The following is a 23614-nucleotide window of genomic DNA, read 5'->3' on the forward strand; positions in this document are numbered from 1 at the left end:
CAGCGTCAGACTGTGCCGTTTTCTTATTTTTTATTTTCTTCGGCCCGTTTGATCAGCATGTCGGTTATGATATCCATCTGTTTGCTGACGGCAATCGGGTCATACGGATAGAAGGTGTTGTAGTCGTTGATAAAGACACGATTGTTCTTTACGGCGTCGAGATTTTTCCAAACGGATGAATCTTTCAGACGCTCAAATGTTTTGCTTTCTCCATTCGGATTGTAATCAGTGATGAACATATAATCAGCCGCATATTGAGGGATGACCTCTTGGGAAACCTGTTTCATGGCGCCCGTTTTCATGATGTCTTTTTCAATATTGGCCGGCGCTTTTAATCCGAGTGCGTTATAAACGGCTTGGCCGCCGCGGCCGGAATTGTCATTGAAAATCCAGATCTCGCCTTTATCCGTCGTTTCATAAAGGCCGACTGTCTCGTCTTTGCCGATCACACGTTTGAGGCGCTTTTGATCGGCTTCGGCTTTTTTGTTGAAGTCTGCCATAAAGCTTTTGGCTTTATCCTTCGCCCCGGCAATATCGCCGAACAGGCTGACCGTATCTTTCGTATTTTTTGCGGTGTTAAAAGGAATGACAATCGTCGGCGCGATTTTCGAAAGTTTTTCGTATTGATCATCCTTCATCAGCACGATTAAATCAGGCTTCAGCTGCATTACTTTCTCCACATTGACGGGATTGCCGATGTCCGTGGTGTTTTTCAGCTGTTTTTGGATAAATGGATTTTTGAAAGCCCATGAGCCCGCTCCGACGACATTTGCGTCAACGGACAGCAGCTCACCCGCATAAAAGTCAGTGACGATCCGCTTCGGATGTGCGGGTATGTCAATTTTTCCTTTTGTTGATTGATATGTACGCATGTCTGTTTTTCCTTTGCCTGATGCGGAGCCGCTGTTTTCCTTCGCGCCGCTGCAAGCGCTTAAGGCGAAAACAAGCAGAAGTGCCAGGCCGATCAGCCACGATCTTTTCTTCATCATGATCCCCCTATTTTAGTGATAATGATTATCATTATTAATATAGCAGGAAGACCTTATTCCGTCTATGTTTTTATAGAAATCCTTTCTTGATTATCCATGTTATAGTAGTAAAGGAGGAGGAATGAATGTTGATTACGAAAAGAGGAACTTGGTGGGAAGTGCTGCACAGCTGGTGGCTGCTGCTGACTTTTGCGCCGTTTGCGCTCACCGCTTTCTTGGCCTTTTTCTATATCGGCTACCGGGCCAAGAACAAAAAATGGCTGAAATACGGACTTATCTATTTTATTATTTTAGCAATTGCTTTTGTGCTGCCGAGCACACTCGGTGTGTATATCGTGCTGCCTCTATGGGTCATCGCCATCATCCACGGGCTGAAGGTGCGGGCGTCTTATTTGATACAGCTTGATGTGTTTAAACAAAACGTCGAAGCGAGAGCGTATGAAGCGGTTAGGCACGAGGCGGAGGAAAAATTCGGCGGAAAACCCGCTCAGCGCATTGACCTGACAAAACAGAGATAAAGACAAATGACAAAGCCGGTATCCTTGTGCTTTGTCATTTGCGTGATCGGGCTATTGCTGGTATGAATGCTGCTGGAACGGTGTGTGATGCTGGGTTTGCGGGAATGATGAAACGTTAGCGTTTGTCATCGGTGAAGTCAGATGTCCGCTTACTTCCTGCTGCAGCTGGTTGCACACATTCACGATTTGCTGACATTTTTGGATGGCCATTTCATGACCCTGCAGCGCTTGCTGAATGGTATGAACGGCATGCTGCTCATGGTTCAGCATCTGCTGAAGCATTTGAATGTTTTGCTGTTCCTGCTGGAGCATTTGCTTGTACTGCTGGCTGCTTTGCTGTGTCTGCTGAATAAGCTGCTGTGCGGTTTGGCGGCATTGCTGCAGCTGATTTCCGCTGTATTGGTTTTGGTACATCATGAAAACCTCCTGGAGTGATTGATTTTACATATTTATCATGTGAAAGAAAATGTGAGGCATTCATGCAAGAATGGCATTCAAATATTTACCTGTTATGTACAGAGCGGAATACAAGGCTCGGGAATGGCCTGTCGAGCTTTGTATTCCGGCCCTTTTTCTCAGAAGCCGCCTTCTGTAGCGTGAAAAGGGATATTGAGTCTGTTTTCGACTGCACGCAGGCGCTGATTCAAACGGTTTAAGCGGCGGGTATGGATTTCAATGGACTGGCTCAGCCGTCTGATCTGCTCATTCATCCGCGTGATTTCCCGGTTTTGGCGCTGGTCTTCTTGTGAGAGGCGGGTAAGCTCTCTCGTTTGCTCGGCATTTTGTCTTTCAAGCTGGGCAACTCTCCGTTCTAAACCTGTCGGCTGCCGCTCTTCGGACTGGTAGGGCGCATAATAGCTTTCCTGCTGATACGGCTCATACTCAACGCGGTTCACTTCGTATTCCTGCTGCTGAGGGAAATAGGCAGGCGGGGTGTAGTACTGATATGGGTTCATTCATCATTCTCCTTATCTAGTGAAGTCTTTATACACTATGTAGTCAATCGCACAGTGCCACGGCATCCGCCTAACTTACAGGCGTAAAAAAAGCTGCAAAGGAAGGTGATCATGTTGCGGGACATACGGATTTTCATCATGATGGTTCTTGTTTTCGGATGCGTCATGATAACAGGCTGCTCGCAAAAGAAAGCGGACGAGACCCCTTTTTATTACGGGACATGGGATGCGGGGCTGAAGCCGGGCCCGATGGACGGAGTCAGATCTGAAACCGTCACGTTTACGAAAGACAGCGTGCTGACAAAGCAGGTCATTAAAGGCCGCGGCGAGGTTCCTATGCCCTCGGATGCTTACAAGGTGATCTCACAAAACACGGACGGAACGATCGAGATTGAATACCTCGGACATCCGCATCCCGTCAAAAGCACGTTGAAAAGAGGAAAAAACGATACGCTCATTTGGAAGATATACGGAGAAACAAAAACAATGACAAGAATAAAAACCGGCGGGGAGGATGCACATGAGAAATAAAGCTGCCGACAGACTCGTTTTGACGGGTGTCATCGTACATATCATTCAATGGTTTTCACTGGTATGGTTATTTTTTATGCTTTTAGATCAGTTCGGGCGTTTTACTATTTATAATCCCAATGTCGTAAACGGCAGCATGCAGTCTTTTTCATTCTTTGATATGATGCGCGCTCTTCTGTTTTCCGGCACGCTGCGGAATACGCTCCTGCTGTTTCTGTTTGCGGCGCTGCTCATTTACTTATGGGTGAACGCCCTGTTTATTCTGCTAGAAATCGTTTCTTACATCATGATCAGGCGGAACAGCCGTTCATTATGGGCATACTTTCCCGCAGCGATGGGAATAAAGCTTGCCCTTCTGGACATAGCGGCCGTCCCTTTCTTTGCGGCGGGGTTGATTCTTTTAAAGCAGAAAACAGAAAACGGCGCAGAACAAACCGATAAGAGGACAAGACGGCCCCGTAACCGGAGACAGATCCGGTATAAGCAGAGAAGGCGGAGAAATCCGTCCGTTTAATTTTTCTTTGAAACGAAAAAACGATATGATGAAAGCATAAGACGAAAAGGATACAAAGGAGATGCAGGATGTACAAGTTAATCGCAATAGATATGGACGGAACACTATTAAACGATCATCATGAAGTGACGGCTGAAGTCCGCGGGGCGCTTGATGCCGCTAAAGCGGAAGGGGTCAATATCGTCCTGTGCACGGGCCGGCCGATCGGCGGCGTGCGGCGGTATTTGGAAGAGCTGAACTTACAGGAGGAAGGCGACTTTGTGATTGCTTATAACGGCGCCCTCGTCCAAAATACGTATACAAACGGTGTCGTGGCCGAGCAGTCATTAGGTTATGAGGATTTGAAGTCCCTTTACGAGCTGAGCTTACAGCTGGACACTCCGATGCATTACTTTGACACAGCTAATCTGTACACGCCGAACCGGGATATCAGTGAATACACGGTTTACGAATCATATATTACGAAAGTGCCGCTTCATTTCCGCACGATTGATGAGGTGCCGAAGGATATTCTGATTCCGAAAGTCATGTTCATCGACGATCCGGACAAGCTGGAGAAAACGATCGCTTCCATCCCGGAATCATTCACGGAAACATACACAATGGTCAAAAGCGCGCCGTTCTTTCATGAGATTCTTCACCCGAAAGTCAGTAAAGGAAACGCGGTCAAGCTGCTGGCTGAAAAACTCGGAATTGAACAAAAAGACGTCATGGCAATCGGCGATAACGGCAATGACATGTCTATGATTCAGTGGGCCGGCTGCGGTGTCGCAATGGCCAATGCCATCCCGGAAGTAAGGGAAATTGCAAATTTTGAAACAAAATCAAACAACGAACACGGCGTAGCGCATGCGATTCAGGAGCTTGTGCTGAAAAAATAGGCACCCCATCAGAGGGTGCTTTTTTACCGCGTGTTTTGGTGATATGATAAGCGGAGAGGGGAGGCGCGATATGGATCGTGAAAAACAGCAGCTCAGCATAGAAGCGGCAAAACTATATTATCAATCAGATTACAGCCAGCAGCAGATCGCCGAACGGCTTAATCTGTCACGCCCCACCGTTTCGAGGCTGCTTCAGTACGCAAAGGAAAAAGGATATGTCCAAATTCGCGTCATGGACCCGTTTGAGGATCTGGACGAGCTCGGCGCGAAGCTGGAAGAAAAATACGGGCTGCTTGAGGCGCACGTCGTCTTTTCTCCAAGTGACGATTACCAGGCCATTACACATTACTTAAGCCGTTATGGCGCAGACTATATGCATAAAACCGTAAAGGACGGCGATATACTCGGCGTAAGCTGGGGGACGACGATGTACCAGATCGCAAGCCGCATGGAGCCGAAGCAGGTAAAGAGCGTTGAAGTCGTACAGCTGAAAGGCGGCATCAGTCATTCCAATGTCAATACGTATTCGTCAGAAACGATTCAGCTGTTCGCCGAAGTATTTCAGACCATGCCGAGGTATTTGCCGCTGCCGGTTATATTTGACAGCGCCGATGTGAAACAGATGGTCGAGCGGGACAGACATATTAAGCGGATCATTGAAATGGGCAGACAAGCCAATATCGCGCTGTTTACGGTCGGAACCGTCCGGGATGAGGCGCTGCTTTTCAGACTCGGCTATTTCCGGGAAGAAGAGAAACAATTGCTGAAAGCGCGCGGAGTCGGCGATATTTGTTCGCGTTTTTTTGACGAGGAAGGCAGGATCTGCAGCAGCAGCATTAACGGCCGGACGATCGGAGTCGAGCTCAGCGACTTGAAAATGAAAGAACGTTCGATTCTGGTGGCGGGCGGCAGCAGAAAATGCAAGGCCATTCACGGGGCCCTGAAAGGAAAGTACGCCAACGTTTTGATTACCGATCAGCACACGGCCAAAAAACTCATTCAAGAATTGTGACAATTCATGAACATAATTTCAATAACCAATTTACATATGTTCAAAATTCGGTTATTCTAAACGTATCCTAGGAAAAAGGAAGTGCATACAATGTCAATTGCAAGTCAAATAGACCATACTGCTTTGAAACCGCATACACAAAAAGCAGATATTTTACAACTGATAAAAGAAGCAAAAGAGTATAAATTCGCATCCGTTTGTGTGAACCCGACTTGGGTCAAACTCGCAGCGGAGGAGCTGAAGGGCACGGGAGTTGACGTTTGCACCGTTATCGGATTCCCTCTCGGCGCAACGACATCGGAAACAAAAGCATTTGAAACGAAGGATGCCATCTCAAAAGGAGCCACTGAGGTTGACATGGTCATCAATATCGGCGCATTAAAAGACGGTGATGATGAGGCTGTTGAGGCTGATATCCGCGCGGTAGTTGAAGCAGCTGATAAAAAAGCGCTCGTCAAAGTGATCATCGAAACATGTCTTTTGACAGATGAAGAAAAAGAGCGCGCGTGCCGTTTGGCGGTATCCGCAGGCGCCAATTTCGTCAAAACGTCTACCGGTTTTTCGACAGGCGGGGCAACGGCTGAAGACATTGCTCTCATGAGAAAAACAGTCGGACCGGACATCGGGGTCAAAGCATCAGGCGGCATCAGAACAAAAGCTGATGTTGACAGCATGATTGCAGCGGGCGCGAGCCGGATCGGCGCAAGTGCGGGCGTCTCTATCGTGAGCGGCGGAGACAGCGGCAGCAGCGACTATTAATCAGCAGTGCGGAAGCTGAAAGCTTCCGCCATCCTCTTTCTTTGTTGATGCATAAAAAATTGTAAGCGAATACAAATAAAAGGAGAACACATATGAAGTATCTCATCGGAATTATCGGTATCATTGTGTTTTTAGGTCTTGCCTGGCTCGCCAGCAATGGCAAAAAAAGAATCAGAATCCGGCCGATCGCGGTCATGCTCGTGCTGCAGTTGATTCTCGGTTACATTCTCCTCAACACCGGTATCGGGAATTTTCTTGTCGGCGGTTTTGCAAAAGGATTTAACTATTTGCTGGAATATGCATCAGAAGGGATTAACTTTGTATTCGGCGGACTTGTGAATGCGAAACAGACGACGTTCTTCATGAGCGTGCTTCTGCCGATCGTCTTTATATCCGCTTTAATCGGAATTCTGCAGCATTGGAAGGTCCTCCCCTTCATCACGAAGTATATCGGTCTTGCGTTAAGCAAGGTGAACGGAATGGGGAAAATCGAATCTTACAACGCTGTCGCCTCCGCAATTTTAGGGCAATCAGAAGTGTTTATCAGCTTGAAAAAACAGCTCGGCTATCTTACTGAACAGCGCTTATACACGCTTTGCGCATCTGCTATGTCGACGGTCTCAATGTCGATCGTCGGTTCTTACATGATGATGCTGAAGCCGGAATACGTCGTGACGGCGCTTGTGCTGAACTTATTCGGCGGATTTATCATCGCTTCTATCATCAACCCGTACACCGTCAGCAAAGAAGAGGATTTGATTGTCGTTCCTGAAGAAGAAAAGCAATCCTTTTTTGAAGTGCTCGGTGAGTATATAATGGATGGATTCAGAGTCGCCGTTGTCGTAGCGGCGATGCTGATCGGATTTGTCGCACTCATTGCCCTGGTCAACGGCGTTTTTAACGCGGTCTTCGGCATTACATTCCAGGCGCTGCTCGGCTATGTCTTCGCGCCGTTTGCGTTTTTAACCGGTATTCCGTGGAATGAAGCGGTGAGCGCGGGAAGCATTATGGCGACGAAAATGGTATCGAATGAATTTGTGGCGATGCAGACGCTCTCATCCGGCGATTTCCATTTCAGCGCGCATACTCAGGCAGTGGTATCGGTATTCCTTGTCTCATTTGCGAATTTCTCCTCTATCGGTATCATTACGGGTGCGGTGAAAGGGCTGCATGAAAAGCAAGGAAACGTCGTCGCGCGGTTCGGGCTGAAGCTGCTGTACGGCGCAACGCTCGTCAGCTTCCTGACAGCGGCGATCGTGGGATTGATTCACTGAACATAATTGAAGGACAGGTGATAGATCATGAGAATGGTAGATCTTATTGTAAAAAAACAAAACGGAAAAGAACTGACAACAGAAGAAATTCAATTTTTCGTAAAAGGATATACGGACGGAAGCATCCCTGATTACCAGGCGAGCGCCCTTGCCATGGCGATTTACTTTCAGGATATGACAGATCGGGAGCGCGCCGATCTGACAATGGCGATGGTCAATTCAGGGGAAACGATTGATCTCTCCGCCATCGAAGGCATCAAGGTCGACAAGCACTCTACGGGCGGTGTCGGCGACACGACGACTCTCGTACTCGCACCGCTCGTCGCGGCGCTCGGCGTTCCCGTTGCTAAAATGTCCGGACGCGGCCTCGGCCATACGGGGGGAACCATTGATAAACTGGAAGCGATCGAAGGCTTCCACGTGGAATTGTCAAAAGATGAATTCATCAAGCTTGTGAATCGTGACAAAGTAGCCGTCATCGGACAAAGCGGCAACTTGACGCCTGCCGATAAAAAGCTGTATGCGCTGCGTGATGTAACGGGTACGGTGAACTCCATCCCGCTGATCGCAAGCTCCATTATGAGTAAAAAAATCGCCGCCGGAGCAGATGCGATCGTGCTTGACGTCAAAACGGGCGCCGGCGCGTTTATGAAAACGGATGAAGACGCCGTGAACCTCGCCAAAGCAATGGTCCGCATCGGAAACAACGTCGGCCGCCAGACGATGGCCGTGATTTCTGACATGTCACAGCCGCTCGGTTTTGCGATCGGGAATGCCCTGGAGGTTCAAGAAGCCATTGATACGTTAAGAGGGGAAGGCCCTGAAGACTTAAACGAACTCGTCCTCACGCTCGGCAGCCAAATGGTCGTATTGGCGAAAAAAGCCGAGACATTGGAAGAAGCGAGAACGAAGCTGCAGGAAGTCATGAAAAACGGAAAAGCGCTTGAAAAGTTCAAAGAGTTCCTGAGCAATCAGGGAGGAGACGCTTCCGTCGTTGACGAACCGTCCAAACTTCCGCAGGCGGCGTACAAAATTGACGTCCCGGCAAAAGAAGCGGGTGTCGTTTCAGAAATCATCGCTGACGAAATCGGCGTCGCAGCGATGCTGTTAGGCGCGGGACGTGCGACAAAAGAGGACGAAATCGACCTTGCCGTCGGCATCATGCTCCGTAAAAAAGTCGGTGACAAAGTCGAAAAAGGAGAGCCGCTCGTCACCCTTTACGCCAACCGCGAAAACGTTGACGACGTGACCGCCAAAGTCTATGACAACATCCGCATCTCAGAAAAAGCGGAAGCACCGAAGCTGATTCATACGCTGATTACGGAATAAGAAAAAAAGGCACATACCCCTTAAGTATGTGCCTTTTTTTATGGCATGGTTTTATCCAAATGAATGTCACGAAAGCGATCGGAACGAGAGGATATAACGGCGTGCGGAAGGTCAGATCTGTGAGGCGGCCGCTGTTTTTTACATCATGCTTTCGAAATAAGAGCTGAGACAGGGCAATGCTCATCCACACCACGACGCCGGCAAATCCGGCTGCAGCGTCGTACTGCTGCGCAGGAGAACCGGATACACATATCGGCAGCCGCCGCGGCCGGAACCTGCAAACTCATCCAGCATGGAAAAGCCATCACAGCCGCCATCAAAACCCCCAAAACCATCCGGCTTAACTCCAACGGCACCATTTCCGGGGAAATGACCAGAACCTGAACAATAACCGGCAGCAGCAAAGCCCGAATCAACCTGAACGGCACAAATTATGACGGCGTCTCCTGAAAGAATGGGACTCAGGCAAGTGAGAAGGAAGTCGTAACGTTCAGTGTGCTGAGCAGTGACGGCGAGGCTGTTTGGGGAGTGGAGTGAACCAGCACCAGTTCTATTTGGAGGGTGCTTTTTTGCTTGCTAATTAGGAAAATGACCTTCTATTGCTTTTAATAAACTATTTGAATTATGATGGATTCAACCTCTATCGTTTACTGAAACAGTATAAATAGAAAACTCAAAATATGAATACATATCTAAGAAAAACGAAAGGAAGTTTAATTTTGAAAAAAACAATAAAAGTAGCCGCCGCAGTTATACAAAATGAAAACAATGAAATTTTATGTGCTCTACGTTCGCCAAAAATGTCTCTTCCTAATCTATGGGAGTTCCCTGGTGGAAAGCTTGAAGAAGGGGAGAATGCACAGGAAGCACTTGTGCGAGAAATTGAAGAGGAACTGGACTGTAAAATTGTTGCAGGCGATGTGATAGCTGATATTCATCATGAATATGAGAAGGTCATCGTAAATTTAATATCAATAAAAGCGAAGATTGTATCAGGGAAGCCGGTAGCGAAAGAGCACGCAGAATTCAGATGGGTGCCTATCCATGAGCTTGAATCACTAGAATGGGCACCCGCTGATCTTCCGACAGTTTCTGCTTTAATTCGTTAAATCCACATACAAGTTTTCTGGGACAGGCTGATGGAGCTTCCATTTGACATTCATTGGCTTGTCTCCGTGGCTTGATACGTAATCTGCTTCTCCTAAATAAATAAATGGTAAAGTAATGTTGTGCATTTCAGTGAATTTCCTCACAAATAAATGAATATGGTATCCTTTTTCCTTATGATGAATAAAGTTTTGCCCTACGCTTGAAGCATGTGAGGTTTGATTTTGACTTTGCCAGTGAAAATGGCTAGGATCAATAAAATAATCTTTATATAGCAAATGATCTTCTACTTTTTCTGACTTATTCAAATTGATAAAGATTAAATAGTGATTTTTAACTCTACGTACACCCTCTCGCCAAGTCCCTTCCTGATCAGTTGACTGAAAAAGATAAATGAGTTCATTTCTAGTATAGGTTTGATACATTGTAAGCTTTATCTCTTTTGAAGTCAGGGTTTCAATATTATTCATTCTACGATACTCCATAAGGCCGAATTGCACACGCTCCATGAGATAGTCCCCAAAAATAGGATCTTCTAAGATTTGGTTCACTTCAGGGGCTACCTCAAATGTATGATCTTTAAAAGAGCCGAATGACCAATTCTGTTTCTGAACGGGCTTTGCTAAACGCTCCATTGCCCGTTCAATAAGATTATCATGAGTATTTGTTGTGATTTTGATATGAAATTGTTGCTCTAATGTCTCTTTTACTTTTTCGACCGTAATGATATTAGCATGAAAGGCACAATGCAAAATCAACCATTCATAAGGCCATTTAATAGGTAATTGCTGCTCTAATCTGGCTACCATTTCTACAACCATTGAATGATTGAGAATGAGCTGATCTGATTCGTTCAAATCGTCCATTTTCTTTTTTGTCTGTACCCATGACTTGTATTTCTTTATAAAAAAGGTAAGCCCAGGTGCCTGTTCGGAGTATAGAAAATCAATTAACTCTGGAGAGCGTCCTAGCTCTTGTTTAAATTGCTTGTATAACGTTTTCAGCATGGCATCTGAATTTAGTTTAATATGATCGATCTTATTCAAAATTTCTTTCTTCGTTACAGCTGAAAGGTCAACATATGATCCTCCAGGTAAATCTGCAAACTCATGCGTCACGGCCACTCGGAGGGAATCTTTATCAAACGATTTTTGGCTTGTTTGTCCAGATAGTGCGAGTGGAATAACGAATGACTTTTGATAGTTTCCGATAAAGTCCAGTATCGTTACAAACTCTTTGTCATCAGTTTTTCTTAGTCCCCGTCCTAATTGTTGAATAAAAATCGTTGGTGATTCTGTTGGTCTAAGGAACAATAGTAGATTGAGTTTTGGAATATCTATTCCTTCGTTGAAAATATCTACTGTAAATATAAGTTCTAAACTGTGGTGCGGGTCCTCCAATTGTCGAATGATCTCTTGTCTTTTTGAAGGAGAATCATTTCCTGTTAAGTAAGTTGTATAAAATCCCAATTTGTTAAATTCATCACTCATGTATATTGCGTGTTCGACGTTTGTACAGAATCCTAAGCCAACCATTTTCTCGCCGTGAAATCCATACATGTTGATCATCTTAATGATATATTCTACTCGTTTATGAGTTTTTAAATGATTGACTAGAGATTTCTCTTCGTACAGCCCATTTTTCACTTTTACTTTTTCGTAATCTACAGTATGATCTGAAATTCCGAAATAGTGAAATGGCGCAAGTAGCTCTGCCTTTAGAGCGTCGCGAAGCCTGATTTCATAAACTACATTATGATCACAAATCTGAAGCACATCTTTACCGTCAAGACGCTCTGGTGTTGCAGTTAAACCTAATAAAAACTTTGGTGTAAAGTAGTCTAATACAGCTTGATAGGTAGATGCTTCAGCATGATGGAATTCATCAATCACAATGTAGTCAAATTCATCTGTTGAAAAGGATTCCAAAGTTTCTTTTTTGTGTAATGTTTGTACAGTGCTAAATAAAAAGCGCTTATCTCTTTCTTTTTTTGTTCCAGTCAATAAACCAAAGTCTTTATGATTATTTGTGACTTTCTGGAATGTTTCGATTGCTTTTGTAAGTAACTCTTCCCGGTGGGCAAGAAAAAGATATTTATTTGGTTTAAATTGCTCAAAATCAAATGCTGCTAAAAATGTTTTTCCAGTGCCAGTGGCGGCGATGATGACGGCTTTTGTTTCCCCTTCGTTTCTTGTTTTTTTAAGGTTTCGTAATGCTTCTTTTTGCATAGCATTCGGGGACATTTTCGTTTTGTAAAGAGAGTTTTGAGCAACAAAGGAAGCACTTACTTTTTGGCTTCCTGCTTGGAATTCCTCATAGGCTTGTAAAAATTGTTCGTCAACAGGCTGTGTCTTTTCATTCCAAACCGTGTCAAACAAATCTTTTGTTTGTTGATAAACAGGGAGATATCTGGTTTCGGGTAGTCTAACATTTAACTCATACCCTGTCGTAAGGGCAGCTTGCGATAGGTTTGAAGACCCTACAATGACACTATGCTGTCCAGAACAGCGTTCAAATAAGTATGCCTTCGTATGGAAGGATTTTTTATATTCATTTACAATTCTCAACTGAACATTCTCAAATTGAAGAAGATGTCTTAATGCCTTTGGCTCTGTAATACCCATATAGGTTGATGTAATGATGCGTACAGGGACGTGTCTTTTAGCAAGCTCCTGAAGCGGAGGAATCAGGAGTTGAACACCAGACCACCTTGTAAAACTAACCATAAAGTCTACACGGTCTGCCGTTAACATCTCGTGTTTTAATGCTTTGAAAAAGTTATCATGAGTTTGATGATTTCCTAGCAGTTTCAGACGATGCAGAGAAAATTCATCTGAAACAGGAAGTTCCATTTCATTTAAGCTGTAGAGCACTGTGGAAAGCGGTAATGAGAAATTCGTATGTTGTCCCAGCTGAGATGAAATCTTCTCGCTCAGTTGAATCGCTTGTTCATACTGATTTTGATCCACAAGTGCTTGAAATGTCTCGCTGAGTTGTTTTGCTGTATGTAAAGTCAAAACCTCTGTATATTCTTTTGGGTTAACTGGTTGAATGTGATGTGGTGTTGGATAATGTTTTTGCTGTTGCTGAATTTCCTCATGGAAGCCTCTATGATTTCTCATCATAATCTCCTTTTTTATATCAATAATTCCATTTTATCACTACTTTTACCAATAGGTAATACTGAAAAAGGAGAGAATAAAGTCCTATTAAGCGTTTATAAAAATAATGCTGAGGTAAGTTTGGTGGAGTATTCTTATATAGCAAAGGAGGATCAATACTTTATATTTAATTGGTACATCCGTTAAAATGTAAGCGTTGACACCCCATAAATCCAGTGCTAAAGTATACATATCAACCCAATATCATTCACCTAGGATTGTTACTGCAAACCGCAGGCAAAACCTAAATTGCGTCAGACCGGGGAAGACCTCCGTGTGCTGTGCAGTTTAGGTTTTTTTTATACCCTTTTTTGGAGGTGATGCTGATTTCATAACAAAAAAGCCGGAGAAAGGCGGCCACCTTTCGTCCGGCAGTTCCCCCATTTTTAAGGAGGTAGACTCATGGACTATCATAAAATATCAAAAGAGATATTACAACTTGTCGGCGGGGAGGAGAATGTTCAGAGTGTCGTCCATTGCATGACGCGGCTTCGTTTTAATCTGTATGATAATGCGAAAGCAGATCGGGACGGGCTGGAACAGACGGAAGGCGTGATGGGGACAAATATCAGCGGCGAGCAATTTCAGATCATTATCGGCAATCATGTGCCGAAGGTGTATCAGGCTTTAATGGAGAGCAGCGGGCTCAACAATGAAAGCGCAAACAAAACTTCAAAGCAGAAGAAAAATGTGCTGAGCGCCGTGTTTGATGTGATTTCCGGCGTGTTTACACCGATTCTGCCGGCCATTGCCGGAGCGGGCATGATAAAAGGACTTGTCGCGTTAGCGGTGACATTCGGCTGGATGTCGGAGAAGAGCCAGACTCACAGCATTCTTACGGCTGTCGGTGACGGTACGTTTTATTTTCTGCAGATTTTGCTTGCGGTAAGCGCGGCGAGGAAATTCAGATGTAATCCGTACGTGGCGGCTGCTGTGGCGGGTGCGATTTTGCATCCGGATTTGACGGCCTTGCTTGGGTCTGGGAAAAGCATCTCCTTTATCGGTCTTCCTGTAACCGCTGCCACGTATTCATCGACAGTCATTCCGATTTTGCTGGCGATCTGGCTGATGTCCTATGTGGAGAAGGGAATCGATCGAATCACTCCTTCTTCTTTGAAATTGATTGCTGTTCCGATGCTTACGCTTGTGATCGTCGTGCCTGTCACACTGATCACAGTCGGCCCGCTCGGCGCGATTCTCGGAAATGATCTGTCTGTCGGCGTCAATTATTTGTTCAGTCATGCGGGGATTGCCGCAATGATTCTGCTGGCCGGCACATTTTCGCTCATCATTATGACGGGGATGCATTATGCGCTTGTGCCGATCATGATCAATAACATCGCTCAAAACGGACGTGATTACATTCTGCCTGCGATGTTTTTGGCGAACATGGGGCAGGCCGGCGCGTCATTTGCGGTTTTCTTGAAATCAAAAAACAAAACCTTTAAGTCACTTGCGTTTACGACGAGCATTACGGCTTTGATGGGCATAACCGAACCTGCCATGTACGGCGTCAACATGAGATTGAAAAAACCGTTCGCGGCTGCTTTAATCGGCGGCGCGGCAGGCGGAGCTTTTTACGGTGTAACGGGCGTCGCTTCCTACATTGTCGGCGGAAACGCGGGTCTGCCGAGCATTCCGGTCTTTATCGGGCCGACGTTTCTTTACGCGCTGATCGGGCTTTTTATCTCGTTTGCGGCGGGTATGGCGGCGGCACTGCTGATCGGGTTTGAAGATGTACAGTCTGAACGGGACAAAGCATCTGAAACGCCGGGTGTGACGGCTGGCGGAGAAATCATTCACAGCCCGATTAAAGGCGAAGTGAAAGCATTAAGCGAAGTGAACGACAGCGTGTTTTCCGGTGGAATGATGGGAAAAGGTTTTGCGATTCTGCCTGAAGAGGGCGCGGCGGTTTCTCCCGTAGAAGGCAGGGTGACAGCCGTATTTAAAACAAAGCACGCCATCGGCATTACGAGTGCCCGGGGAGCCGAAATTCTCATTCATATCGGGCTTGATACGGTACGGCTGGATGGCAGGCATTTTGAAATGCACGTCAAAGAAGGCGATGCCGTCGCGCTGGGAGATCTGCTGATTACTTTTGATATCGAAGAGATAAAGGCTGCCGGCTTTGACATGATGACGCCGGTCATCATTACGAATACGGATCAATATTTATTTACAGACGTGAAAAAACGCGGAATGGTCAAACCGAACGAAGCGCTGCTGGCGTTATCCTGAAAAAGAGGTGGAGAAAACATGAAGAGATTTCCGGAAGGTTTTTTATGGGGCGGCGCAACGGCTGCCAATCAGATTGAAGGAGCTTATAAAGAAGGCGGCAAAGGACTTTCTACGGCGGATGTCTCCCCGGACGGCATTATGTCTCCGTTTCATGAGACGGACGATGCACTGAATCTGTATCACGACGCGATTGATTTTTATCACCGCTATCAAGAGGATATCGCCCTGTTTGCGGAGATGGGCTTTAAAGCGTTCCGCATCTCCATTGCATGGACGAGAATTTTTCCGAACGGCGATGAAACAGAACCGAACGAAGAAGGGCTGCAATTTTACGATCGTCTTTTTGACGAATTGAGGAAACATCAGATCGAACCGGTCGTCACGATTTCTCACTATGAGATGCCGCTCGGTCTGGTAAAAAACTACGGCGGCTGGCGAAACCGCCAAACGGTCGATTTCTATGAACGGTACGCCCGCACGGTTTTCACCCGTTATAAAGACAAAGTGAAATATTGGATGACCTTCAATGAAATCAACGTCGTTCTCCACGCTCCGTTTACAGGCGGCGGTCTTATATTCCGGGAAGGCGAAAATAAACAAAACACGATGTACCAAGCAGCCCACCACCAATTTGTGGCGAGCGCGCTGGCGGTAAAAGCCGGCCATGAGATCATCCCGGATTCACAGATCGGCTGCATGATCGCCGCGACGACGACATATCCGATGACGCCAAAGCCGGAGGATGTAGATGCGGCAATGCAAAAAGAGCGGAGCACGCTGTTCTTTTCTGATGTGCAGGCGAGGGGCAGCTACCCGGGCTACATGAAGCGCTTCTTTAAAGAAAACGGAATTACGATCGAGATGAAGGAAGGGGACGAGGCGCTCCTGAAAGAACATACGGTGGATTACATCGGCTTCAGCTACTACATGTCGATGACGGCCAGCACGGCGCCTGAGGACCTGGCGCAGGCTAAGGGAAATCTCCTCGGCGGCGTGCAAAACCCGTACCTGAAATCTTCCGAATGGGGCTGGCAGATTGATCCGAAGGGATTGCGCATCACCTTAAACACGCTGTACGACCGTTATCAGAAACCGCTCTTTATCGTCGAAAACGGCCTCGGCGCGGTTGATGAGCCGGAGGAAGACGGAAGCATTCAGGATGAATACCGCATCGATTATCTGCGTGATCATTTAATAGAAGCAAGAGAGGCGATTGAAGACGGCGTCGACCTGATCGGCTACACGTCGTGGGGGCCGATTGACCTCGTCAGCGCCTCAACAGCAGAAATGAAAAAACGCTACGGCTATATTTATGTCGACCGCGGCAATGACGGAAAAGGCACATTTGAAAGAAAGAAAAAGAAAAGCTTTTATTGGTATAAAGACGTCATCGCCACAAACGGAGAAAGTCTGTAAACATAATGTTCAGGAGAAAGCCGGCAAGATTGACATTCAGCAAAGAGAGGAGGACAATAAAAGCAGAAAGGCGGGATTCATATGTTTAAAAAAATTCTTGCAGCAGTAGACGGTTCAGACATGAGCAGCAAAGCTCTGGATGCAGCGATCCATCTGGCGAAAGAACAGCAGGCGGAACTCACCATTCTCTATGCGGGACGTGAAGCCGTTGTCTCCACAACAGCCTTAACCGGCATTGTCTATGTTCCGGAAAACTTCATTGAAGACATCAAACATGAAGTCGAGCAAAAAGGAGCAGCTATTCTGGAAGACGCTAAGCAGAAAGCGGCGGAAAGCGGAGTAAACGCGGAAAGCCTGTACGTTCAAGGCGAACCTGCACATCAAATTTTAAACATAGCGAAAGAACAGCATTTCAATCTGATTGTCGTCGGAAGCCGCGGAATCAGCGGATTTAAAGAAATGATGCTCGGAAGCGTGAGCCACAAAGTCTCACAATTGTCTCCTTGCCCTGTACTGATCGTTCATTAAACAGACGGCCCTGCTGATGCGGGGCTTTTTTTAATGTGATAAAACCGCCGTCTTCGAAAAATAGGATGAAATCTTCCTCTGAATCAAGTAAAATGGCTGTTAGTATTTGTCTGAATAAACAGTCAATGATATGGGGGACGCGAATCAATGCAAGCTAAACAAACATCAAATGCCGTTATCAAAATGGTCATTTCCATGGTCATTTTCGGATCAATCGGCTTTTTCTCAGAACATACGAATGTGCCTTCAATTGAACTGGTCTTTGTGAGATGTCTGTGCGCCTCATTGTTTCTGGGCGTTTGCTGGTTTGGTTCCGGACGGTACCGCACCGAACAATGGAACCGGCGTGAGGTGCTGCAGACACTGGCCTGCGGATTTTTTCTCGTGCTGAACTGGGTGTTTTTATTTAAATCATTTGAGGAAACATCAGTGACGATAGCGATTTCCGTTTATCATTTGGCACCGGTTCTCGTCCTTCTTCTAGGAAGCCTTATATACCGGGAAAAACTGCATCTTGTGTCCGTCAGTTCCATCGTGATTTGTTTTCTGGGCACCGCTCTGATTTCCGGCATCAACGGAAATACATCATTTTCTCAGCTGATGGGATCGGGTATTATTTGGGCCGTGCTGGCCGCCCTTTTTTACGCCTTTACGACACTGGCCGGGAAAGGTATTAACAGCCTCAGCCCATATGCCGTCACCTGTTTGCAGACCGGATTGGGCGTCATCATTCTTCTCCCGTTCGTCCGTTTCGGCGCTTTTTCTGATTTGTCGCAGGTGAACTGGATCATGATTGTATCGACCGGTATCATCCATACGGGGATTGTGTATTTGCTCTTTTTTGACAGCTTGCGGTTTTTATCCACCCGGTTTATTTCAATCATCGTATTTCTTGATCCGGCAGTGGCGATTGTGCTTGACACCGTATTTACGGGATTTCGCCCCGACCTTTATCAATCTTTGGGGATTGTGTTGATTTTTGCGGGAATGGCGCTGTCCTTGATTCGAAAGCATAAAGCCGTGCCTGCGGAGGCTCAGGCAGACAGCACCCGAATATAGGCGGCCGTACCGGCTGCTTTTTTATTTTGGGGCTTTTCAGCCATAACGAAAAAGCAGACAAACAGATCATGGAAAAAGAGGATAGTAATTGTATAATACTTCATGTGTTTACAATTTAAGAGATTAAAGGAGTGAAGGGCATGAAAAAGAAGACGCGTCATCTCGCTTTCTTGGCTGCACTCGGCTTTGCGCTTTGTCTGGCCATCGTATGTTCCGCATCCAAGCAGGCAGAAGCGGCAGCGGCGTATCCGGATGTGATGCAGGGACTTACCGGGTTTGCGGGAAATGCGAAGGATCATAACGGAAAAGCAAAACCCGCCGTATCGGGAGGCCAGGGCGGCCCCGTCGTCTACGTCAGCAATCTCAATGATTTGAAAAACAATGCGGGCGGGACAGACCGCAAAACCATTGTCATCACAAGTGATATTTACTCCCCGGGTAAAGCCGTTGTGACAGTCGGCGCCAATAAAACCATCGTCGGCTCGTATACCAGCCACAGGCTGATCAACATCTATCTGACAACAGGCTCCGGCTCAAACAATGTGATTTTCAAAAACCTCATTATCAGCCATAGTGCAGCCATTACGGGCAACAACGACATTCCGATGTACATAGCGAACGGACAGAATTACTGGATTGACCACGTGTGGTTTGAAGGGCACAGCTACAATCCGAACAGCCACAGCGATTTGGGAAAGCTTCTGTATGTCGGCGCCAAAGCTGATTTTGTGACGCTGTCTAATTCTAAATTCTCCGATCATCTGTACGGCCTGATTCTCGGTTATCCGAATGATGATAACGAAGGACGCAATTATATCGGCTATCCGCACATGACGATCACCAACAACTATTTTAATAACGTCTATGTCCGTTCACCGGGCCTGATGAGATACGGCTATTTTCACGCGAAAAACAACTATGTAACCAATTTCAATTTAGGGTTCACCATTCATACAAACGCGACTGTCTTCTCAGAAGCCAACTACTTCGGCAACGGAAATGAAAAAGGCGGAATGATAGACGACTACGGGACGGCCCAATTTACCGACATCGGTTCATTCCCGTCGCTCATAGCCCCGAAATCACCGCGCACCGGCTGGAATCCGAGATCCAATTACAGCTACGGCACGCTTTCAGCGCAGGATGCCAAAAACTTCGCCCAATCCTACGCGGGAGCACAAAATACAAATCTCCGCTATCCATAATACGAAAAACCGCCCTAGCAGGCGGTTTTTTTATATGAGTCAAAGGTTAGAAGTTCCTGTACTCCCTAAAATAACCTTTAATGTCTACTTGTATTATGGATTTGTATTACAAGTGGGGTATCTGTAAAATTTAAAAAAAGAACAAGTGAAAAAGCAGTCCCCGAATGTTCCGGCAAAACGTCAGGGTAAAGCGGCGGCGTTTCGCGTATAATGAGGGGAGCCTGACAGAGAAGGAGTTTAGTCATGAATGAGTTTAATGAATACGCGATCAGCCCCGATATCCAACGGGCGCTGAAAGGATTGCAATACACCGAGCCGACTGAAGTGCAACGGCGCGTCATCCCCGCCGCGCTGCAAAAAAAAGATCTCGTCGTCAAATCGCAGACGGGGAGCGGCAAAACAGCGGCCTTCGGCATTCCGATCTGCGAGCTTGCGGAGTGGGAGGAAAACAAACCGCAGGCCCTGATTTTAACGCCGACCCGCGAGCTTGCGGCGCAGATTAAAGAAGATATCACAAATATCGGCCGTTTTAAACGGATAAAAGCCACGGCGGTTTTCGGAAAAGCTTCTTTTGATAAACAGAAAACCGAACTGAAGCAAAAAAGCCACGTTGTTGCCGGAACGCCGGGACGAGTGCTTGATCATATAGAAAAAGGGACGCTGCCGCTTGAACGGCTGGCGTATGTGGTGATTGACGAAGCGGACGAAATGCTGAATATGGGATTTATTGAACAGGTGGAAGCCATCATTCAGCATCTGCCGAAAAACAGAGTCACCATGCTCTTTTCAGCGACGCTGCCGGACGACGTCGAGAAGCTGAGCCGCACATATATGAAAGACCCTGAATTGATTGAAGTAAAAGCGGAAGGCCTGACGACAAAAGATATTGAGCATTTTGTCACCGGAACAGCAGAAGAGGACAAATCATCATTGCTGCGTGATGTCCTGATCACCGAAAATCCGGACAGCTGCATCATATTCTGCCGGACTAAAGAAAGAGTCATCCAGTTAACCGATGAGCTGGACAGGCTGGGCTATCCTTGCGATAAAATTCACGGCGGCATGGTGCAGGAAGACCGCTTTGACGTCATGAATGAGTTCAAGCGCGGCGAGTTCCGCTATCTCGTTGCGACCGATGTTGCCGCCAGAGGAATTGATATTGAAAACATCAGCCTCGTCATCAATTATGATATTCCGCTAGAAAAAGAAAGCTATGTGCACCGCACCGGCCGAACGGGGCGCGCCGGACACCGCGGCCGGGCCATCACGTTTGTGACGCCGTTTGAATCGCGGTTTCTGAATGACATTGAGACATATATCGGTTTCCGCATCCAAAAGCGGGAAGCACCGTCAGAAAAAGAAACAGCAGAACGGAAAGCGGCTTTTGCGGAAAAATTGAACGCCCGCCCAGACGTCAAAACAGACAGAAGCGAACAGTTAAACAAAGACATCATGAAGCTGTATTTTAACGGCGGGAAGAAAAAGAAAATCAGAGCCGTTGATTTTGTAGGAACGATCGCCAAAATCGACGGTGTGACAGCTGATGACATCGGCATTATCACAATCATGGACAACGCCTCTTACGTGGAGATTTTAAACGGAAAAGGCCCTCAAGTTCTTAAAGTGATGAAGAACACAACCGTCAAAGGGAAAAAGCTGAAGGTGAATAAAGCGAATAAATGATGAATGACCTGCTCCCAGTTAAAGGGGCAGGTCATTTTGCTGCTGGCTGATATCGGCATTGTTCTCCTCAGGCACAAATGCAAGGATGGCGATCCCGATCACAAATAATAAAATCAGGCTGAACACGGCGGCTGACGAATTCCCGGTCAGCTGGGCGGTCACGGCAATCAAAAGCGGGCCGATAATCGAAGCGAACTTGCCGAAGATATTGTAAAAGCCGAAAAACTCATTGGCGTGCTGTTTGGGGACAAGCTTGGCAAAGTAAGAGCGGCTCAGCGCCTGAATACCGCCTTGGGAAGTGGCGACAAGCATAGCCAAAACCCAGAAATCAAAAGCGGAATCCATAAAATAAGCATACGTGCAGACAATCATATACACGCCGATCCCGGCATAAAGCATCGTTTTTCCCTTAAACCGTTCGGCCAGCCGCCCGTACAAAATCGAAAAAGGCGCGGCGATAACCTGTGTGACAAATAAAATAATCAGCAGATTTGCCGCGCTGATGCCGAGGTCTGCCCCGTATGAGGTCGACATCGTAATGATGGTGCCGACCCCGTCAATGTAGAAGAAATAGGCGAGCAGAAACAAAAACAGCGCCCGGTACTTCCTGATCTGCTTCAGCGTGCCGGCCAGCCGTTTAAAACTGCTGACGACAAGCCGCGGCTCTCTCTCGATATAATAGCGCTGGCGGACGCGGCGAAGGAGCGGGATCGAAAACAGTCCCCACCAAGCAGCCGTAATCAAAAAGGCAATGCGGCCCGCAGTCTGGGCTGACAGCGGAATCACCCCCGCTTGTGCTGACAGAATGACGGCAATGCTGAGGAGAAAAGGGATCGTGCTGCCGATATAGCCCAGCCCAAACCCCCTGGCCGACACCATATTCATCCGCTCCTTTGCGGCCACATCAACGAGAAACGCATCATAAAACACATTAGACCCGGCAAAGCCGATCGTGGAAATCGTATAACAAATTAATAACAGCATCCAAGATTCGCCGGGAATCAAAGCCAGCGCGGCGGTGCCCGCCACACCAATCAGAAAAAAGAAGGCAAAAAACCGTTTCTTGCATCCTTTGTAGTCGGCAATCGTTCCTAAGACGGGGCTGAGCATCGCCAAAATAAAAGTCGCGGCGGCAATCGTATACCCTAAATAAGCGGTGGAATCCGCCGCGCTGACGCCGTTTTCCGCCGCGGCCGCTTTAAAAAACAGGGGAAATACCGCCGTCATAATAATGACCGAATAAGCTGAATTGGCCCAATCATACAGCATCCAGCTGCTTTCTTCTTTCGAAAACCGTTTCATCACACACGCTCCTTCTCAAAAACCGGTTCTCTGCATTATATGCGCCTCATCTGCATCGTTGGACAATGTTTTCTGCATCCTGTTTTCTGATTGACCTGGAGATATTGACCTAGTACAAAAAGGATGTACAATCAAGGTGTAGCAGGTAAATGGTCAGGCGGGAGGGAGACGGAATTGAAGATTGCGAAAGTCATTAATAATAATGTCGTCAGTGTGCTCAAAGAAGGCAATCAGGAATTGGTCATCATGGGCCGGGGCATTGCTTTTCAAAAGAAAACGGGAGACCCTGTAGATGAAGCCCGCATTGAGAAAGTGTTCACGCTCGATAACAGAGATGTATCCGAAAAGTTCAAAACCCTTTTGTATGATATCCCGATCGAGTGTATGGAAGTATCCGAAGAGATTATCAGCTATGCGAAATTACGGCTCGGCAAAAAGCTCAACGACAGCATTTATGTGTCGCTGACCGACCATATTAACTTTGCCATCCAGCGCAATAAGAAAGGGCTGGATATCAAAAATGCCTTGCTGTGGGAAACAAAAAGGCTCTACAAAGACGAATTTGCAATCGGAAAAGAATCGCTGATCATGGTAAAAAACAAGACTGGCGTGTCTCTGCCGGAGGATGAAGCAGGCTTTATTGCGCTGCATATTGTAAATGCCGAGCTGAATGAGGAGATGCCCAATATCATCAGCATTACAAAAGTCATGCAAGAAATTTTGAGTATCGTAAAATACCATTTTAAGATTGAATTCAATGAAGAATCGCTTCACTATTATCGGTTTGTCACGCATTTAAAATTTTTCGCACAGCGTCTTTTTAACGGCACGCACATGGAAAGCCGGGACGATTTTTTGCTGGAGACAGTGAAAGAAAAATACCACCGGGCGTATGAATGCACGAAGAAAATCCAAACCTGCATTGAGAGAGAGTATGAGCACAAGCTCACCAGTGACGAGCTGCTGTATTTAACGATTCATATAGAAAGGGTAGTCAAACAAGCATAATGAGAGCGTTATCATTTATTCATTTTACATATGAGCCTAAATTACAATGAGTGCGGATTATCTCTTACTGTGCTAATGTAATTTAGGTTTTTTAAGATTGATTATTATCATTATTCTGACCGATGTTCCCTTTAAAAGAATGAT

At 46.4% G+C, this 23614-nt stretch carries 21 protein-coding genes and 2 pseudogenes; 17 read left to right on the forward strand and 6 right to left on the reverse strand.

Annotated features, from left to right (window positions below):
- Positions 1-23 precede the first annotated feature (23 nt).
- Positions 24-986, reverse strand: coding sequence for an iron-hydroxamate ABC transporter substrate-binding protein (locus Y79_RS0109380; RefSeq protein ID WP_016937433.1), 963 nt, complete (start codon positions 984-986; stop codon positions 24-26).
- A 128-nt stretch (positions 987-1114) separates the two neighbouring features.
- On the opposite strand from Y79_RS0109380, the gene Y79_RS0109385 reads away from it, so the two are divergent.
- Positions 1115-1507, forward strand: a complete 393-nt coding sequence (locus Y79_RS0109385; RefSeq protein WP_016937434.1) for a hypothetical protein — start codon at positions 1115-1117, stop codon at positions 1505-1507.
- A 51-nt stretch (positions 1508-1558) separates the two neighbouring features.
- Here the strand turns inward: Y79_RS0109385 and Y79_RS0109390 are convergent, their stop codons facing one another.
- Both Y79_RS0109390 and Y79_RS0109395 read right to left on the reverse strand, forming a co-directional pair.
- Positions 1559-1921, reverse strand: coding sequence for a hypothetical protein (locus Y79_RS0109390; protein ID WP_016937435.1), 363 nt, complete (start codon positions 1919-1921; stop codon positions 1559-1561).
- A 161-nt stretch (positions 1922-2082) separates the two neighbouring features.
- Positions 2083-2463: a hypothetical protein gene (locus tag Y79_RS0109395; protein WP_016937436.1), complete on the reverse strand. Its 381-nt coding sequence runs from the start codon at positions 2461-2463 to the stop codon at positions 2083-2085.
- A 111-nt stretch (positions 2464-2574) separates the two neighbouring features.
- Between Y79_RS0109395 and Y79_RS0109400 the strand changes: the two genes are divergently transcribed.
- From Y79_RS0109400 to Y79_RS0109430, 7 genes are all read left to right on the forward strand, one after another.
- The gene (locus Y79_RS0109400; protein ID WP_016937437.1) at positions 2575-2994 is read left to right on the forward strand and encodes a lipocalin family protein; all 420 of its coding nucleotides are present in this window, start codon (positions 2575-2577) and stop codon (positions 2992-2994) included.
- Complete coding sequence (locus Y79_RS0109405; RefSeq protein ID WP_016937438.1) at positions 2984-3508, forward strand: hypothetical protein; 525 nt, start codon at positions 2984-2986, stop codon at positions 3506-3508. Before Y79_RS0109400 ends, Y79_RS0109405 begins: the two co-directional genes overlap by 11 nt.
- Before the next feature lie 68 nt (positions 3509-3576).
- Positions 3577-4389 carry a sugar-phosphatase gene (gene yidA / locus Y79_RS0109410; RefSeq protein WP_016937439.1) on the forward strand — a complete coding sequence of 271 codons (813 nt, stop codon included), beginning with the start codon at positions 3577-3579 and terminating at the stop codon, positions 4387-4389.
- A 70-nt stretch (positions 4390-4459) separates the two neighbouring features.
- Entirely contained in the window at positions 4460-5401 is a 942-nt protein-coding gene (locus Y79_RS0109415; RefSeq protein ID WP_016937440.1) for a sugar-binding transcriptional regulator, read from the forward strand.
- A gap of 90 nt (positions 5402-5491) precedes the next feature.
- Positions 5492-6160 carry a deoxyribose-phosphate aldolase gene (gene deoC, locus Y79_RS0109420; protein ID WP_016937441.1) on the forward strand — a complete coding sequence of 223 codons (669 nt, stop codon included), beginning with the start codon at positions 5492-5494 and terminating at the stop codon, positions 6158-6160.
- A gap of 92 nt (positions 6161-6252) precedes the next feature.
- Positions 6253-7434, forward strand: a complete 1182-nt coding sequence (locus tag Y79_RS0109425; protein ID WP_004393280.1) for a NupC/NupG family nucleoside CNT transporter — start codon at positions 6253-6255, stop codon at positions 7432-7434.
- Between the two features lie 27 nt (positions 7435-7461).
- Entirely contained in the window at positions 7462-8763 is a 1302-nt protein-coding gene (locus Y79_RS0109430) for a pyrimidine-nucleoside phosphorylase (protein ID WP_016937442.1), read from the forward strand.
- A 73-nt stretch (positions 8764-8836) separates the two neighbouring features.
- On the opposite strand, the pseudogene Y79_RS1000000121715 reads toward Y79_RS0109430, so the two are convergent.
- Positions 8837-8980, reverse strand: a pseudogene (locus Y79_RS1000000121715) (amino acid permease); the annotation flags it as partial.
- Between Y79_RS1000000121715 and Y79_RS1000000121905 the strand changes: the two are divergent.
- Positions 8970-9300, forward strand: a pseudogene (locus Y79_RS1000000121905) (lipocalin-like domain-containing protein); the annotation flags it as partial. The pseudogenes Y79_RS1000000121715 and Y79_RS1000000121905 sit on opposite strands and share 11 nt — an antisense overlap.
- 182 nt (positions 9301-9482) lie before the next feature.
- Complete coding sequence (locus Y79_RS0109445) at positions 9483-9872, forward strand: (deoxy)nucleoside triphosphate pyrophosphohydrolase (protein WP_016937445.1); 390 nt, start codon at positions 9483-9485, stop codon at positions 9870-9872.
- Here Y79_RS0109445 and Y79_RS0109450 read toward each other — a convergent pair.
- Entirely contained in the window at positions 9861-12992 is a 3132-nt protein-coding gene (locus Y79_RS0109450) for a DUF3427 domain-containing protein (protein WP_016937446.1), read from the reverse strand. The two genes, Y79_RS0109445 and Y79_RS0109450, sit on opposite strands and share 12 nt — an antisense overlap.
- 441 nt (positions 12993-13433) lie before the next feature.
- Between Y79_RS0109450 and Y79_RS0109460 the strand changes: the two genes are divergently transcribed.
- The 6 genes from Y79_RS0109460 to Y79_RS0109485 all read left to right on the forward strand — a co-directional run bounded on the left by Y79_RS0109460 (position 13434) and on the right by Y79_RS0109485 (position 21160).
- Positions 13434-15269 carry a beta-glucoside-specific PTS transporter subunit IIABC gene (locus Y79_RS0109460; protein WP_016937448.1) on the forward strand — a complete coding sequence of 612 codons (1836 nt, stop codon included), beginning with the start codon at positions 13434-13436 and terminating at the stop codon, positions 15267-15269.
- A gap of 18 nt (positions 15270-15287) precedes the next feature.
- Entirely contained in the window at positions 15288-16685 is a 1398-nt protein-coding gene (locus tag Y79_RS0109465) for an aryl-phospho-beta-d-glucosidase (RefSeq protein WP_016937449.1), read from the forward strand.
- A gap of 81 nt (positions 16686-16766) precedes the next feature.
- Positions 16767-17213, forward strand: coding sequence for a universal stress protein (locus Y79_RS0109470; RefSeq protein WP_016937450.1), 447 nt, complete (start codon positions 16767-16769; stop codon positions 17211-17213).
- Positions 17214-17360: 147 nt separating this feature from the next.
- A complete protein-coding gene (locus Y79_RS0109475) occupies positions 17361-18272 on the forward strand; it encodes a DMT family transporter (RefSeq protein ID WP_016937451.1) in 912 nt (303 codons plus the stop codon).
- Between the two features lie 140 nt (positions 18273-18412).
- Positions 18413-19477, forward strand: a complete 1065-nt coding sequence (locus tag Y79_RS0109480; protein ID WP_016937452.1) for a polysaccharide lyase family 1 protein — start codon at positions 18413-18415, stop codon at positions 19475-19477.
- 243 nt (positions 19478-19720) lie between these two features.
- Positions 19721-21160: a DEAD/DEAH box helicase gene (locus Y79_RS0109485; protein WP_016937453.1), complete on the forward strand. Its 1440-nt coding sequence runs from the start codon at positions 19721-19723 to the stop codon at positions 21158-21160.
- Between the two features lie 18 nt (positions 21161-21178).
- Here the strand turns inward: Y79_RS0109485 and Y79_RS0109490 are convergent, their stop codons facing one another.
- A complete protein-coding gene (locus Y79_RS0109490) occupies positions 21179-22465 on the reverse strand; it encodes an MFS transporter (RefSeq protein WP_155816734.1) in 1287 nt (428 codons plus the stop codon).
- 171 nt (positions 22466-22636) lie between these two features.
- Between Y79_RS0109490 and licT the strand changes: the two genes are divergently transcribed.
- Positions 22637-23470: a BglG family transcription antiterminator LicT gene (gene licT, locus Y79_RS0109495; protein WP_016937455.1), complete on the forward strand. Its 834-nt coding sequence runs from the start codon at positions 22637-22639 to the stop codon at positions 23468-23470.
- Positions 23471-23614 lie beyond the last annotated feature (144 nt).

The sequence above is a fragment of the Bacillus siamensis KCTC 13613 genome, from assembly GCF_000262045.1.
Classification (GTDB): domain Bacteria; phylum Bacillota; class Bacilli; order Bacillales; family Bacillaceae; genus Bacillus; species Bacillus siamensis.